The following is a 16543-nucleotide window of genomic DNA, read 5'->3' on the forward strand; positions in this document are numbered from 1 at the left end:
TTCTCATTTAGCCGACATCTACATCACACTCACCCCAAAACACCACCACAAAACTTAACCAAATTAACACAACAGTCACACGCAAGTTAGCTACATTTAATTGTACAAAATTCTTTCAATAAATCAGAGATAGCACACGTTTTTGTAATAAAATTACAAATATAGTGAGTTATATGAAATTTGTTTAACTTTATGATTACGTAAATGGGGTTATTTATGGCACATCAGCAAGAAATTGTCGCACTTAAGAAATTTGTTAGAGCAACTAACTTTTTAGCGACATCACAAATTTACTTAAAGAAAAACGTGCTGCATAAACGCGCACTTGAACACACGGATATCAAGCCAAGGCTACTTGGTCACTGGGGAACATGCCCTGGTATCAATTTTGTCTACGCTAACGTTAACAGACTTATCACCAAGCACAATCGCTCATTCGTTTACTTAGTAGGTCCTGGCCACGGTTTTCCTGCTGTTCAAGCAAACTTATTTATGGAAGGCTCATTAAGCCACTTCTACCCCGATACCATTCCATATAATGAAGACGGGATCACCGATATTTGTCAGAAATTCTCTGCTGCTTATGGTTACCCTTCCCATGCAAACCCAGAAGCGCCTGGTCAAATTCTTGAAGGTGGTGAATTAGGTTATTCACTTTCAGTTGCCTGGGGCGCCGTTTTAGATAATCCAGACCTGATTGCAGCCTGCCTTATCGGTGACGGCGAGTCTGAAACGGGTCCACTAGCAGCCTCTTGGTATGCGAACCGCTTAGTTTCTCCAAAAAATAACGGTGCGGTACTGCCGATTGTTCATATCAACGGTTATAAGATTTCAGGTCCAACTCGTATGGGCCGTATGAGCCATGAAGAACTTGACCTTGAATTTAGAGGTCTAGGCTACCATCCAATTATTGTTGATGACCAATTAGAAGAAGACGTTTACCTGCAGATGACTGCCGCCATGGATAAGTCATACGAAATGATTAACGACATCCAAACCCGCGCACGCGCAGGTGAAGATATCGTTAAGCCACGCTGGCCAGTGATCTTAATGCGTACAGCCAAGGGTTGGACGGGAACTGCAGAGTATAATGGTAAGAAACTAGAAGGTAACTGCGAGTCACACCAAGTTATCGTCAACAAGTGTGCTAGCGACAAAGGTCAGCTAGATGCACTCAATACTTGGCTTGCAAGCTACAAATTTGATGAGCTTTATAGCATTAATGACAAAGGTGAGCTGATCTTCGACGCAGATATTCAGTCCCTTCTACCACCTAAAGAACTGACTTGTGGTCGCCAACATTTAAGTTATGGTGGCGAAGTGGTTCGGGCACTCGCAAAACCCGATCTTAACAAGCTTGCCTATGGCCCTGAAACACCTCGAGGACATCGTGGCTTATCTATGTATAAAATGGGTGAGTGGATGCGTGATGCATTTAAGCTTAACCGCGATCAGCGTAACTTACGTATTTTCTGCCCAGATGAAACCTATTCAAATCAGTTACAAGCAGTATTTGAAGAAACTAGCCGTGCATGGCAGTGGCCAATTGAAAGCTGGGATGAAGATATGTCTCGTGACGGTCGAGTCATCGAGCTGCTTTCAGAAAATCTATTATTCGGTATGCTACACGGCTACACGGTTACAGGCCGTCATGCCATGTTCCCAACTTATGAGGCATTCTCACAAGTTGTCTCTTCAATGGCCGACCAATACTGTAAATATGTTTACGCAAGCCAAGGCGTACATTTCCGTAAGCCCGTTCCAGCTTGTAACGTAGTACTGTCTTCGTTACTTGAACGCCAAGATCACAACGGTTACTCACATCAAAACCCCTCTTTCTTAGGTGCGATGCTTGAAAAACATCCGAAGATCATTTCAGCATATCTACCCGCTGATGGTAACAGCACCTTAGTTTATACAGAACGTGCTTATGCCGATCGTGACAAGCTCAACATCTTAGTGGCGGGCAAGAAAGATCTACCACAATGGCTAACACTTGATGAAGCTCGTCAACAAGCCAAAGATGGCGTAATGGTTTGGGATTTTGCATCGGATGAAAATCCAGATGTTGTTCTTGTTGGCTGTGGTGACTACGTGACTCAAGAAGCCATGGCAGCACTTGTGCTTATTCGTGAGCTTCTCCCAAGAGTTCGTATCCGCTTTGTAAGTGTGACAGAGCTAACAAGCAGTGGCCTAGGAAGTTTAGAGTTCCAAGGCAAGCCTTGGTTGATGGATGAAGTATTTACCGCTGACAAAGGCGTTGTGTTCAACTACCACGGTTATCCAAACACGATTAAGAAACTTGTATTTGACTATAAAGGTAGCGCTCGCTTTAGAATCAAAGGTTACGAGGAAGAAGGTTCAACAACCACTCCATTTGATATGGGTGTTCGTAACGGTACCTCTCGTTACCATTTGGTTATTGATATGGCTTACAAGCTATTCCAACAAAGCGTTATAGATGAGACACAACATGTTGCGATTACGACTGACATGCTGCAGCGCCTAGTCGACCATAGAAATTACATCAAGGCCAACGGTGTTGACCCTGAGAGCATTGAAAACTGGGTTTGGACACGTTAATCAATTTAGTTTCAAACACTAAATAGACCCAAATTAAAGGGCGTCTTTTATGAAGGCGCCCTTTTTTTAACCTTAGTTAACTATTATTTTTCACAATTAAAGTGGAAAATATTACATTTGCAACAGATAATAGTGTCAGCTAGCTAAAACATAAAGGAACTCCGTGATAAGCGCTAGCGCTGCTTACAATGATTTTAAGCAGACGGAGGAGTTTTATAAATAAAACATAAGGATTTTGAATGATGAACAATACACTAAAAGCAGTTCTGCTTACTTCGATGTTACCTTTTGCTGCTAGCGCAGCTGACGGCATGAGCCCCTGGTACGTAGGTGGCGGTGTCGGCATCAACAATTACGAACCTAATTGCGATCAAAAAACCATGAAGTCTTGTGGTAAAGATGACCCCTATGCATGGGACGTATTCGCAGGTTACCTATTTAACGACTACTTCGGTGCAGAGCTTGGTTATCGTGACTTAGGCCGTGCTGAATGGGTCGACTACTCAAATAAACTCAATGACGTTGGCGCTAAAGGTATGAACCTTGGCCTAGTGGCATTTTGGCCATTTGCGGGTGATTGGAGCTTATCTGCTGAAGCAGGTGCTTTCAACTACCTTATTTCAAACAACAAAAACTACGGTAGTGAATACTACAGTGACAGCGGTGTTGCTCCATACGTTGGCGCAGGTATTGGTTATAACATTACAGACAATCTTAAGGTCCAAGCTAAGTATCGTCGTTATGAAAATCTAGACGAAGATAAATGGAAAACCCTAGAGATGGAAAGCAACTACTGGGGTCTTGAGCTAAGCTATCGCTTTGGTAGTAAAGCTAAGCCTGTTGTTCCAGTACTAGACTCAGACAATGATGGTGTCAACGACGATATGGATCAGTGTCCAAATACGCCATTTGACTATAAGGTTGATGAGAACGGTTGTCCTATCTACCTAGAAGTAGAGACGCAGCTTGATATTGGAGCTAAGTTTGCGAATAACTCCGATAAAGTAGAGAAGTCTTCATATGGTGCTATGACTGAGTTAGCTACGTATATGAAACAGCACCCTAACTCTACGGTGACGATTTCAGGTTACGCCTCTAATACTGGTAAAGCGGACTACAATATGGATCTTTCTGAACGCCGTGCAATCGGGGTTGCAGAGGTTCTTATTAACGAATACGGTATTGAACCGGGCAGAGTTTCAACTAAAGGTTACGGTATAACAAGGCCGTTAATGGAAGGCAATTCTGCAGAAGCTAACGCTGCAAACCGTCGTATCGAAGCACATGTTACAGATATAGCTGTCACTCCAGTGCTTAAATAAAGTCAACACTCGATAGTAAAGGCTCACGGTTATCACAACCGTGAGCCTTTTTAATTTTATGCCTTCATAAAAACGCTATACTTCTTGATTAAACTTTTACCCAACAACAATTTTTAGCAGAATTTTGTACTTAGATTACCAAAAAACACGCTTCAAATGATTTTTTGCAACTTTTGTGTAATTTTTTTTCATATATAGTTGGAATGTTCATTAAAATGGCTTTTAATAGCTGCTAAATTAATTGTCCAATCGATGCAGTTCCTAGAGTAAGGATGTGATACACATGGCCAACACATTAGAACAACTTAAACCTTTCACTACCATTGTTGCCGATACTGGCGATATTGAAGCCATAAAACGCTACCAGCCAGAAGATGCAACGACCAACCCCTCTCTTATTTTAAAAGCATCTGAAATCCCTGAGTACAGTGCATTAATCGAAAACGCTATCGAATGGGCAAAAAGCCAAAGTGACGATTTAGCGCAGCAGATTGAAGATGCTGGAGATAAGCTTGCGGTTAATATCGGTCTTGAGATCTTAAAAATTGTTCCAGGTCGTATTTCTACTGAAGTTGATGCCCGCCTATCATTTGATAAAGAAGCATCAATCACTAAAGCACATAAGCTTATTAACCTTTACCAAGCTGCCGGTATCGACAAGTCTCGTATCCTTATTAAGTTGGCATCAACATGGGAAGGTATTTGCGCCGCGAAACAACTTGAGCAAGAAGGCATTAACTGTAACCTAACGCTGCTGTTTAGCTTTGCTCAAGCACGTGCATGTGCAGAAGCTGGTGCTTACCTGATTTCTCCGTTCGTAGGCCGTATTCTAGATTGGTATAAAAAAGACACAGGTCTTGAATACAGCGCAACTGACGATCCTGGTGTAGTGTCAGTTACAAGTATTTATAACTACTATAAGCGTCATGGTTTTAACACCGTCGTGATGGGCGCAAGCTTCAGAAACACGGGGGAAATCATTGAACTCGCAGGTTGTGACAGATTAACCATTGGTCCTGCACTACTGGAAGAATTACAAAACAGTACGACACCAATTGTACAAAAGTTACTTCCTGCGACTGACGTTGTTGCACCAGAAGCTGAAATGACTGAAGCACAGTTCCGTTGGGAATTTAACGAAGATGCAATGGCAGTTGAAAAACTTGCTGAAGGTATTCGCAACTTCGCTATCGACCAAGGTAAACTTGAAGTCATGCTTAAAGATAAACTTTCGTCTTAACCCTATAGGACCAAAAGATGACTGAACTCACTCAACAAGCCGCATGGCAAGCGTTAGAAAAGCACAGTAAAACGCTTTCCCATATGCGCGAGCTATTTAGCACTGAACCTCAGCGTTTTAATGACATGTCGACTCAGGCCTGTGGATTGTTTCTAGATTACTCTAAGAACCGCGCCTCAAAAGAGACGATGTCTCTTTTGTTTAAGCTGGCCAAAGACACGCAGCTTGAATCAAAAATTAAGGCGATGTTTGCAGGCGAAATCATCAACAATACAGAGCAAAGAGCAGTGCTTCATACCGCTCTACGCGCTCCTGCTGACAAAGTCATTAATGTCGATGGCTGTAATATTGTCGCCGAAGTACAGCAAACATTGGCAAAAATGGGTGAGTTCGTTGACTCTGTAACGTCGGGGAATTGGAAAGGTTACACTGGAAAAACGATTACTGACGTTGTCAGTATCGGTATTGGCGGTTCTTTCTTGGGGCCTAAAATCGTGTCCCAAGCACTACGTCCTTACTGGACGAATAAGCTCAATTGCCACTTTGTTGCAAACGTTGATGGCACGTCTATCACCGAAAAGCTAAAAGGCTTAAATCCGCAAACCACATTGTTTGTGATGTCTTCAAAGTCTTTTGGTACCCAGGAAACATTAACCAATACACTTACAGCCAAAGCGTGGTTTTTAGAGCAAGGAGCATCACAATCTGATGTCGCTAAGCACTTTGTCGCTGTTAGCTCAAATGTCGCTAAAGCAACCGAGTTTGGCATCGATGTCAATAATATCTTCCCTATGTGGGACTGGGTTGGAGGCCGTTATTCACTTTGGTCTGCAATTGGATTACCTATCGCACTCCTCATCGGCATAGACAACTTTCGCGAGTTATTAGCCGGTGCTCACGAGATGGATGAACATTTTGCCAACACGCCATTAGAAAATAACATGCCCGTCATTATGGGCTTGTTCTCGCTATGGTACGGTAACTTTTTCAATGCTCAGTCTCATGTAGTGTTAACGTATGATCATTACCTACGAGGCCTGCCAGCCTACTTCCAGCAGCTAGATATGGAAAGTAATGGTAAGTCCGTCACCCTAAATGGTACCGATGTTGATTACAGCACTGGACCTGTAATTTGGGGCGGCGAAGGGACAAATGGTCAGCACGCATACCACCAGCTATTACATCAAGGAACCGCGCTAATTCCTGCCGACTTCATTATGCCACTCAACAGCCATAACCCTGTGGGTGAACATCATGTACAACTTGCTTCAAATTGCTTTGGTCAAACCCAGGCATTGATGCAAGGTCGAACATATGAAGAAGCATTGACAGAGTTAAACACTAGCGGCCTTAGTGATGAGCAAAAGCAACTTATCGCTAAACATAAGGTGATGCCAGGCAATAAGCCAAGCAATACCATCTTAATGGATAAGCTTACTCCTGCAACTTTAGGTGCGTTAATTGCGCTATATGAGCACAGAACATTTGTTCAAGGTACTATTTGGCAAATTAACTCATTTGATCAGTGGGGCGTAGAGCTTGGTAAGCAGCTAGGAAATGATGTTCTCGAACGCCTCTGCGCAAATAAAGATGCCGATGAACTCGATACGTCGAGTAATGGCTTAATTAACTTGTTTAGGCAAGGAAATATCTAGAGTCATACGCGCATTAAAAAAGCCAGTTTCGACTGGCTTTTTTGTTTTTTCCAGCTGAGCATTCCATATTGGTTACAGATAAGCCCATATTAATCTTCTCTCAACGAATACTAAAACATTAAAAGTTCATCCTGATTTAACATTTTTGAAACATTTAAGTTGCAACATGAACAAAAATCATGCTATTAATTTGAAGACAAAATAAACAACAGGAGGTTGCCATGAATCGACTCGATTATGGTAGTGCGCTAGAACTGGATAGTGTAGTTGAAAAGCCAAGTCGCTCAAGAAGCTCCAATAAAAAGCGGAAGTGGCGTGAAATTGAAGCTCTAAAGGAAAAGCACCGTTTACTTAAAGAACTTCAAGAAATGGATAATAATTTCAGTGGCGAGCTAGACACCCTCCTGATGTAACACCAAATAAAAGAGCGCTTAACGCGCTCTTTTATTTTGAGATATAGTTTCTGATTTAACCGCTGATTTAGTTCTTAATTCAGTTTCTGAGTTGAACCTAGCTATTCCGCCGCGATTAAGTACTCTCTAAGTTCTTCAAACAGCGCCTTATCGTTATCACTAAACAAAGGGTCATCAATCAAACGAGCATCACACATAGCCGCAACCACGTGCCAGTCTTCATTGGTAATAACCTCCCTCCACTTTGGAAACACTGTCGATTCCTCAAACTCCATATGCGCTTGCTGTAAACGCACATAATTTTCTAAATCAGTAACTAACTGCTGTTTTGATACCACAATATCATTTAAAATCAGGTTTAATGTCGCCATCAAAGACGCCGATGCTTCAGCTAACTTCTGATGTTCTGAAGTGAGCTTTTCATTGATATGTGCCCGGCCTAGCTTATTCCAGTAAAACTCTGAAATGACCTCTTCCAATGGATGATGGCTATGCTCAGCATAGCTTTGCATATACTCCACGATATCTCGCACTAGGTTGTAGTTTATCGCTTCGCCAGCCGCCAGCTTAGTGTATTTGTCCTTTAGAACCTTAAGTAAAATAGCAATATGTTTATGATCGCGCATGAGCCTCGCTAGCATAGTCATCTCCATCCTAATTCCACCCACTACCACTAATATTAGTAAATCGTATAAAGAACACCCAATATAACAAGTGGACTGCCATCGAGTTTATGATGAAGATCAACTAATTTTAGATTAATTAACATAACGTTATAGCTCGATAATTAACTGAAAATAAATATTACCTCTATAAACCCAACCGGTTTTTCTATGCCGTGGCATAATATTGGAAAATAGAACATCGATAGTAGGACAAGTTTAGATGCAAGCTTCTCACCTTATTGGCGCCCATGTTAGCGCGGCCGGCGGTATCGCAAATGCTCCACTTAATGCCGCTGCGATTGGCGCAAACGCTTTTGCTCTGTTTACCAAAAACCAGCGTCGCTGGCAGGCTAATGATCTAGAAGAAAAACAAATATTACTTTTCAAACAGCATTGTCTTGATGCCAATATCAGCCTTGAATCTATTTTACCTCACGATAGTTACTTAATTAATTTAGGTCACCCTGAAAATGAGCTGCTAGAAAAATCTCGTCAGGCTTTTTACGACGAAATGCACCGCTGCGAACAGATAGGCCTTAGCTTATTAAACTTTCATCCAGGTAGTCACCTAAGACAGATCTCAATCGATGAATGCTTAGCAAAAATTAGTCAATCAATTAACTTAGCCTTAGAGCGCTCATCAGGTGTCACTGCTGTCATCGAAAATACTGCAGGGCAAGGCTCAAACCTAGGCCACTCTTTCGAACAATTAGCGCAGATCATCGATGGTGTGGAAGATAAGTCTCGAGTGGGGGTCTGTATTGATACTTGTCATCTGTTTGCCGCAGGTTACGATATTCGCACCCATGCAGCTTGCAAACAAACCTTTGAGCTTTTCGATAAGGTAGTGGGGAATCGATACCTGAAAGCCATGCATTTAAACGACAGTAAAACGGCACTCAACAGTAGAGTAGACCGTCATGAATCCTTGGGACAGGGGGAGATCGGTCAAGAAGCTTTTGCCAGCTTAATGAAGCTCGATGTGGTTAAAGGGATCCCACTTATTTTAGAAACAATACGCCCAGAGATCTGGCAGGAAGAGATAAACTGGTTACGTTTTCTCGCTAAGCAGTGAACTTCATCCCTCCTTTGCTAGATTAAACATTTGTAAATCACAGCAACGACTTTGGTTGGCTCGCCCAAGTCTGATTGCAACCATACGATATGAGTGCCTTTAAGCTCTTCGCCTTGCTTAATTGCGCTCAATCTTGCATCAGCGAGTGCATTATCGCCTCGCCCAACTCCTGTCACCATAGCGAAGCTGTCACAATGGGTTACTTCAAAGTCATAAGCTTCATTAATCCTGTGGTAAAGTTCAAACTCTTCTGTTGCACAACCACTTAACAGACTCACTAATAAAACACCTATGACAGCACGAAACACAATAACAACCCTCTTTAAAAACTGCCGCGCACAATATAAAAATTCACAGCTAAAATTTGTGACCAAAATCACACAGCGTTAGTTCTAAGTACCACAGCCTGCATCAACTGCTAAATAAACTAACTAACTATAAAGAGTATGAAAACTAAGATTGCACAGCTTTACACAGGTCGCACTAACAACACATTTAAGCAACAAAAAAAAGGAAGCGTTAACAGCTTCCTTGTTTAAGTAACGACTTGTAATTTTGTAAAATACTAAACCGATAACAGCTTAAATAGGTGAGCCTTTAACAGTTCAAAATCTGCCGGTAATTCTGCCGATAAAATGGCTTTGGGAACGACTCTAGCTAAAGGCTCTGGTAACGCTAATTCAATATTAAGGATCTCCTCGACCACCTCATTAAACTTAGCCGGATGAGCTGTAGCGAGAAATATTCCCTTCTCATCTGCTGTCATCGTCTGTTTAAGCGCTAATGCTGCAATAGCCGCATGGGGCTCTGAAAGGTATCCCGAACGATTAAGCGCTTGCAAAGAGTCTGCTGTTTGCGCTTCTGATACCCCTAACCCTACAATATCTTCCAAAGACCAATCCATCGCCTTCACTATCGCTTCAACACGTGGCCAATTACTTGGCTCTGCTACATCCATCGCATTAGATATTGTCGCAACCGTTGTTTCAGGCAACCAAGTACCACTTTCTAAATAGCGTGGCACGGTATCATTACTGTTTGTAGCAGCAATAAATCGTTTGATAGGTAACCCCATGGCTTTAGCAAATAAGCCCGCCGTTAGGTTACCGAAGTTACCACTTGGAACGGCAATAACAGGATCGCTGTCATTGTGCAGCTTAAATTGAGCAACCGCTTCAAAGTAATAGCAAATTTGCGCCAGCAAGCGGCTGATATTGATAGAGTTAGCTGAGTTAAGATGTAAACCGTCTCTAATATCAAGATCTTCAAACGATTGCTTCACCAAGGTTTGGCACGCATCAAAGTCAGACTCTACCGCCACGGTATGGATGTTCCCCCCTAAGGTGGTAAACATCTTTTCCTGTAGCACACTGATTTTTCCTTTTGGATATAGCACAACCACATTAATGTTATCTAAGCCATAAAATGCATCCGCTACCGCAGCGCCAGTATCGCCAGACGTCGCTGTTAGAATATTAATTTTTTCTGATTTGGCTAACTCATTTAAACACTGAGCCATAAAACGAGCGCCAAAGTCTTTAAAGGCAAGCGTAGGGCCGTGAAACAGCTCAAGACTATAGAGATTACTATCGGCTTTCACTAATGGCAGCTCAAAATTAAAGGCGCGCTCTACTAATCTATCAACTGTATCTTGGCCAAGTTCTGATGCTAACCAAGCACCAATGACTTTCTTACTTCTTTCAACAAAGGGGAGCGCCAATAGACTATCGACATCTTGCAACTGCGGGATCTGTTTTGGGAAAAACAAGCCTCTGTCTTTTCCAAGACCTAACTTTACCGCTTCAGTAAAACTTACCACCTGTGAAGGGTGCTTTAGGTTATACAATTCCATGGTGACTTCCTTTAAATTCAATTTATTACGATCTTTGTCCTGCATGCTTAATCAACTTTACGTGCGCCAGTGCTATCAATTTTGCAGATATGAGAAAACCCTTTACCAGCTTCAATATAATAGGTATCTAACCACTGCTGCGCTTGTTGAGCGACGCTCAGATCATCAGTAACACTGAAAAGTGTTGGCCCACTGCCAGAGATCCCCGTCGTTAGCATGCCTAACTCGGCTAAAGCCGCTTTAGCATTTTGATAGTGAGGGATCTCCCCAGCGCGATAAGGCTCAGCTAACACATCCTTTAATACCGCAATCGCCAGATCTGCATCTTGCTTATAGGATGCGTGTACAAAGGCACTTAAATAACGCCCAAAATCAATAGTGGTCTGTTTATCGAATGTAGTTGGCATCAATTGGCGCATTCTTGAGGTCGATAACGAGATGCCTGGATACGCCACCACCCAATACCATTGCTTAAACTCTGGGATCGCTTCACAAACACTCTTGGGCGAATCAAGCATTAGCTGCATCCCCCCTAAGTAACAAGGTGCAACGTTATCATAATGAATTGAACCACTAATTTTGCCTTCAAACTCGCCCATTAATCGCAGTAGTTCTTGCGGATTAAATGGCTGCTGAAAATATTCATTCAGCGCCATCAATGCTGCCACAACTGAGCTAGCACTCGAGCCAAGTCCACTGCCTACAGGTAAATTTTTCTCTAAGGTTAATTTAAGTCCCGCACTTTTATCTAAATGGCTTAAGAAAAATTCAGCACATTGATAAACAATATTTAGTTGCGGAGCCTGCGGAAGCTTATCAGCCCAATGACCCGCTAAAACCAACGACAATCCATTCTCAGCAGCCTCTACAGTGACTTTATCACCAAGCAGGCTACCATCGACGGGCGCTAACGCCGCGCCTAGTAAATCAAAACCTACTCCGACGTTGCCCATCGATGCTGGAGCATAAATAGTGACACTCATACGCCCACCTCTCGAGTCCAATTTAGTGTACGTAAAATATCGGCAAATGCACCAGCCGCGGTAACATCGGTACCCGCGCCATACCCCCTAAGAACAAATGGGATCGGCTGATAATAACGGCTGTAAAAGGCCAACGCATTTTCACCTCCTTTCACACTATATAAAGGGTCGGCGGCATCAACTTCAACAATCTTAACCTTGCAGCCCTCCTCATCGATTTGGCCAACATAACGCAGCACTTTACCCTGTGATTTTGCCGCTTCTACCCGCTGGGCAATGGCAGCATCAAGAGACGGTAAATTGTTCATAAATGCATTCACGTCACCAGAGGCATCAAATGAGTCGGGCAGTACTGATTCTACGTGGATATCGCTCAGCTCTAAATTCATTCCCACTTCACGAGCCAAAATTAATACCTTACGCGCCACGTCCATGCCACTTAAATCATCTCTAGGGTCTGGCTCTGTAAAGCACTTATCTCTTGCAATAGATGTCGCCTGAGACAGTGTCATGCCCTCATCTAACATACCGAAGATGTAGGACAAGCTACCGGATAAAATACCATTAAAGCGTTGCAGCTCATCACCGGCGAATAGCAGTTTTTTTAGGTTATCGATAACCGGTAGCCCAGCGCCGACTGTGGTTTCATAAAGAAATTGACGACGCTGTTTAAGCGCTGTTTTCCTTAAATCTTGGTAGTAAGCCATATCACGAGTGTTGGCCTTCTTATTAGGCGTAACAACGTGAAGTCCTGCATTCATAACATCAATATATTTATCGGATACCAATTCACTTGAAGTACAGTCCACCAGCACAGGGTTGAGTAGTTGTTGCTCTTTCGCCCACACTAACATCGCATCAAGATCCGCTTGCTGCTCAGAATCTGCTAACAACCCCTGCCAGTTATTAAGATCGATACCTTCGGCATCTAACAACATCTTTTGTGAGTTCACGACACCACAAACCCGAATGGCAATATGCTGCTGCTTTAATATCTTGCGCTGTTTATTAATCTGCTTAAGCAGCCCAGCCCCGACGTTGCCACAGCCCACAAGAAATACATCAAGGTAATGTTGCACATCGAAAAATGACTGATGACATGCCGCTATTGCATGCTTAGTCTTGCGCTGCTCAACAACAGCTGAAATCGAGCGCTCTGATGATCCCTGAGCAATCGCAACAATATTAACGGTCGCTTGTGCAAGCGCCTGGAAAAACTTGGCAGCAACACCTTTGTGAGTGCGCATACCATCGCCAATCAGTGAGACTATCGCTAAATCGTGACGCATCTCAATCTGCTCTAAAATGTCGTTTTTAAGTTCAAGTTCAAATTCTTGCTCTAGGGCAAACTTGGCTTTAATCGCATCTTCAGTAGAAACACAAAAACTGATGCTGTATTCAGAGGAGCTTTGAGTGATCAAGGACACAGATACGCCGGAGCGCGAAATCGCCCCCAGTGTACGACTCGCCATGCCGACCATCCCCTTCATACCAGGTCCCGACACATCAAACATGGTTTGATCATCTAAATTTGAAATGGCTTTAACATGTAACCCTGTTTCGTCTGGCTTATCAGACACTAGAGTGCCGACTGCATCTGGGTTAAAAGTATTACGGATATAACAAGGGATATGATATTGAGCAATGGGTGCGACCGTTTTTGGGTGCAGTACTTTTGCGCCAAAATATGATACTTCCATCGCTTCTTGATAACTCAGTTGCGATAACAACTTGGCGTCTGTCACCACTCGTGGGTCAGTATTATAAATGCCGTCCACATCAGTCCAGATCTCGCAGCAACTAGCACTAAGACAAGCTGACAACACCGCCGCAGAATAATCTGAACCATTACGCCCAAGTGTAACCACCTTGCCTTCGCTGTCGCCTGCAGTGAATCCAGGCATTACCCAAACCTGCGCGACCGATAAATCCAGTGCATTGAAGCGCAGTTTACTCGCTTCAATATCAACAGCAGATTCTAGGCGAGGGCCATAACCGACAAGTAGAGACTCTGGCACTAATAAATCAGCGCTATGGTTAAAGGACTTCATCACCTCAACCATTAACGCAGATGATAGCTTTTCCCCTCCAACTAAAACTTGTGCTTCAACACTTTCAGGGCACTCTTCAAGTAAGCTCATCCCTTCAAGCTTACTTTGCCAAAATGTGAGTTGTTGCTGCAGTTTTTCATTAAGCAAAGTATTTTGTTCTGCACTTAAGCTGGCAGCCGCCGCAGCATATAGTTCATCAAACACCCTTCCTACTTTGGCTAACACGGCGCGGTAGTCACCGCCATTCACCGCAACATCAACCATCTCAATCAAGCCATTTGTCACTGTGGCTGGGGCTGACAATACTACGGCGGTTGCTTGTGAATGAGCTGACTGGCTGATAATTTCTGCTGCGCCTTTAAAGCGCTGCCAATTCGCCAGCGAGGTTCCACCAAATTTCATTACTTTCATCAAAAACTCCTTGTGCCGCGCCACCTAAGAAACAAAAAAGCCCGCTCCTTTTGGGGGAGCGGGCTTGATATTTTACTTATATCAGGTTGTGCTTAGCCCGCCCCCACGTTGGTAATCGTGGTGGTTGTAATAATGGTGGTGTTCATTAAAATCTGGCTAAACATATAAATTCGTTTCTATCCAATTGGATTGATTTGTGTACTAACACAATTGCTTTTTTGCTAACGAGTGTCAACCCCTAAAACCAACTTTATTGTTATTATTAAGACTATTAGCAATAAACGAGATAAAACAGCCATAAAACAACTATCAATGGGAGTTTAATGAAGAATTTATTACATAACGGCTAAGTTACGTTAACGTAAACTAAAATCCATAAAACAAATAACACAATTAAAATCAGACAGATAGCTGTCACCTAAAAAGTCAGAATATCAAAATCGGTACAAATCCACGACTTAAATATGAAATAGCCCAAACGTAACATTCTTAATAGTTCAGCAAAAAGGGGCTGACAGACTGACAAAAATCGACCTATGAATAAGTTTGCACTCGATATGAAAATTCCTTCTGTATCTAATCCAGCTCGTTTAAGCCAATACTAATTTATCCCCCTAAAGATGTGGCTTAGGTAGCAGAAGTGCATTCAATCTATCGCAAATAGCGTTAAAGCAGGCTAGAATGCGCGCAAATTTCCGATTGGAGCCAATATGAAAATCACCGAAAAATGTGCTGTTAGCATCCATTACCGATTATCAGATGCGAAAGGCCAGCTTGTAGAAAGTTCTTTTGAAGCCGAGCCAATGATCTATCTGCATGGTGCAGAAAACATGATCCCTGGTCTAGAAGCTGCGCTTGAAGGCAAAGCACAGGGTGACACCCTTGATGTCACCGTAGATGCAGAGCAAGGCTACGGTCCATATCATGATGGGCTTCGCCAAGAAGTACCAATATCAGCGTTTGGCGACATTGAAGACATCGTTCCAGGTATGCGTTTTATCGCAGAGACTGAAATGGGTCAACGTCCAGTACAAGTGACAGAAGTTAAAGATGATGTTGTTATTGTAGATGGCAACCATCCTCTTGCAGGTCAATCTTTAGTTTTCAATGTTGAAGTACTTGAAGTACGTGCAGCGACTGAAGAAGAAATTGCCCACGGCCACATTCACGCTCACGGCGGCGGATGCGGCGGTCATGAACATTCTCATGAAGGTGGATGTTGTGGCGGCGGACACGATCACGGTCACGAAGGCGGATGCTGCAGTGATGACGAAACTAAAGAAGCTAAAGAAGGTTGTGACGGTAACGGCGGCTGTGGCTGCAGACACTAGTTCTTTAGGTTGAATTCAAGCCCGTTTCATTAATGATAATGAAACGGGCTTTTTTTATGCTCTATAATAAAAAACTTAACATTAAGCTACGGAATTATTAGTTATTTTTGCAAAGGAACTGCAATGCTCTCAAAAACGGTCTATGAAGCTCTACCCTACTGCTACTTCACTATCGCCAGCGCAAGTATACTTATGTTAGAACAGACCTACGCCCTGCTTTTTGCGGTGTTATTATTTCTGCTAGGAAGTAAAATTTATGCATTACGCTCGAGTAACCGCCGAACGGATCCTAAAAAACGTAGAAAAAAAGGCTTACTTCCTATAGCCCTTTATGAGCATACCCCTGCACTTTACCTATTAATGGCGCTACTTCTGTTAAAACTCGACTCAAGGTTAGCACCAGTATTGAGCCTTATGTTGCTCAGCTACGCACTATATATAGGTTTAAGACGTACCCAGTATCGCAAACATCGAATCGTTGCAGCGCCACTATTGTGATATCGGATAGGTAAAGATGAATCTGCTCGGCACATCAGGAAACCATTCCTGCTCGTGCCCTGCTTCGTACCTAGTCATTTACAAGATTAACAGCCTAACCTTTTCTCTTTGCTGCTCAGTCATATGCTTAAGATAATTAGAGCAACGTGTAATCGTCGCAATACTTATTTGGTATTCCTGCGCAATTTGACGCTGACTCATCTCACCATCTAATAGCATCTGAAAAACTTTTAGCCTGCCCGCGACAGCACTGCGTTCCTCTTCCGTTAGTAACAGCTCAAACAATACAGTTAAATCGTCCTGCGCTTGATGCGATAAGACTTTCTCTAAAACCGAACCCCATTCTGCTCGCATTTTATCTCCTAATTTCAGCCACAATCACGTACTAGTGCGTCATTACAGCGATTGTATCAAGAATGCCAACCACCATGCACTTTTTATAACAACATTAGCTCTTACTAAAT

General features: G+C 42.9%; 14 protein-coding genes. 8 read left to right on the forward strand and 6 right to left on the reverse strand.

The window, feature by feature from the left end; genetic code table 11:
• Nucleotides 1-216: 216 nt before the first annotated feature.
• The 5 genes from ACVBIU_RS10495 (at nt 217) to ACVBIU_RS10515 (ending at nt 7213) form a co-directional block, all read left to right on the forward strand.
• Nucleotides 217-2583 carry a phosphoketolase family protein gene (locus ACVBIU_RS10495; protein WP_447160451.1) on the forward strand — a complete coding sequence of 789 codons (2367 nt, stop codon included), beginning with the start codon at nt 217-219 and terminating at the stop codon, nt 2581-2583.
• A 239-nt stretch (nt 2584-2822) separates the two neighbouring features.
• Nucleotides 2823-3905, forward strand: a complete 1083-nt coding sequence (locus ACVBIU_RS10500; RefSeq protein WP_447160450.1) for an OmpA family protein — start codon at nt 2823-2825, stop codon at nt 3903-3905.
• 283 nt (nt 3906-4188) lie between these two features.
• Nucleotides 4189-5145 (forward strand): transaldolase, encoded by a 957-nt coding sequence (gene tal, locus ACVBIU_RS10505; RefSeq protein WP_447160449.1) that lies wholly within the window; start codon nt 4189-4191, stop codon nt 5143-5145.
• Between the two features lie 17 nt (nt 5146-5162).
• Entirely contained in the window at nt 5163-6800 is a 1638-nt protein-coding gene (gene pgi, locus ACVBIU_RS10510; RefSeq protein ID WP_447163712.1) for a glucose-6-phosphate isomerase, read from the forward strand.
• A 221-nt stretch (nt 6801-7021) separates the two neighbouring features.
• On the forward strand, nt 7022-7213 hold the full coding sequence (locus tag ACVBIU_RS10515) for a DUF3545 family protein (protein WP_447160447.1): 192 nt from the start codon (nt 7022-7024) through the stop codon (nt 7211-7213).
• Between the two features lie 101 nt (nt 7214-7314).
• Here the strand turns inward: ACVBIU_RS10515 and ACVBIU_RS10520 are convergent, their stop codons facing one another.
• Complete coding sequence (locus tag ACVBIU_RS10520; RefSeq protein WP_447163713.1) at nt 7315-7854, reverse strand: hemerythrin domain-containing protein; 540 nt, start codon at nt 7852-7854, stop codon at nt 7315-7317.
• A 244-nt stretch (nt 7855-8098) separates the two neighbouring features.
• On the opposite strand from ACVBIU_RS10520, the gene nfo reads away from it, so the two are divergent.
• A complete protein-coding gene (gene nfo, locus ACVBIU_RS10525; protein ID WP_447160445.1) occupies nt 8099-8953 on the forward strand; it encodes a deoxyribonuclease IV in 855 nt (284 codons plus the stop codon).
• Nucleotides 8954-8970: 17 nt separating this feature from the next.
• On the opposite strand, the gene ACVBIU_RS10530 is transcribed toward nfo, so the two are convergent.
• From ACVBIU_RS10530 to thrA, 4 genes are all read right to left on the reverse strand, one after another.
• Nucleotides 8971-9261 carry a hypothetical protein gene (locus ACVBIU_RS10530; protein ID WP_447160444.1) on the reverse strand — a complete coding sequence of 97 codons (291 nt, stop codon included), beginning with the start codon at nt 9259-9261 and terminating at the stop codon, nt 8971-8973.
• A gap of 257 nt (nt 9262-9518) precedes the next feature.
• Complete coding sequence (gene thrC / locus ACVBIU_RS10535) at nt 9519-10805, reverse strand: threonine synthase (RefSeq protein ID WP_447160443.1); 1287 nt, start codon at nt 10803-10805, stop codon at nt 9519-9521.
• Between the two features lie 47 nt (nt 10806-10852).
• A complete protein-coding gene (gene thrB / locus ACVBIU_RS10540) occupies nt 10853-11788 on the reverse strand; it encodes a homoserine kinase (RefSeq protein ID WP_447163714.1) in 936 nt (311 codons plus the stop codon).
• Nucleotides 11785-14250 carry a bifunctional aspartate kinase/homoserine dehydrogenase I gene (gene thrA, locus ACVBIU_RS10545; RefSeq protein WP_447163715.1) on the reverse strand — a complete coding sequence of 822 codons (2466 nt, stop codon included), beginning with the start codon at nt 14248-14250 and terminating at the stop codon, nt 11785-11787. Before thrA ends, thrB begins: the two co-directional genes overlap by 4 nt.
• Before the next feature lie 710 nt (nt 14251-14960).
• Here thrA and slyD point away from each other — a divergent pair.
• Together slyD and ACVBIU_RS10555 are read left to right on the forward strand one after the other, a co-directional pair.
• A complete protein-coding gene (gene slyD / locus ACVBIU_RS10550) occupies nt 14961-15581 on the forward strand; it encodes a peptidylprolyl isomerase (RefSeq protein ID WP_447160440.1) in 621 nt (206 codons plus the stop codon).
• Nucleotides 15582-15704: 123 nt separating this feature from the next.
• Nucleotides 15705-16079, forward strand: a complete 375-nt coding sequence (locus ACVBIU_RS10555) for a hypothetical protein (protein ID WP_447160439.1) — start codon at nt 15705-15707, stop codon at nt 16077-16079.
• 78 nt (nt 16080-16157) lie between these two features.
• Here ACVBIU_RS10555 and trpR read toward each other — a convergent pair whose 3' ends face one another.
• The gene (gene trpR / locus ACVBIU_RS10560; RefSeq protein ID WP_439267710.1) at nt 16158-16433 is read right to left on the reverse strand and encodes a trp operon repressor; all 276 of its coding nucleotides are present in this window, start codon (nt 16431-16433) and stop codon (nt 16158-16160) included.
• Between the last annotated feature and the right edge of the window lie 110 nt (nt 16434-16543).

The organism is Shewanella sp. 30m-14 (genome assembly GCF_052977125.1).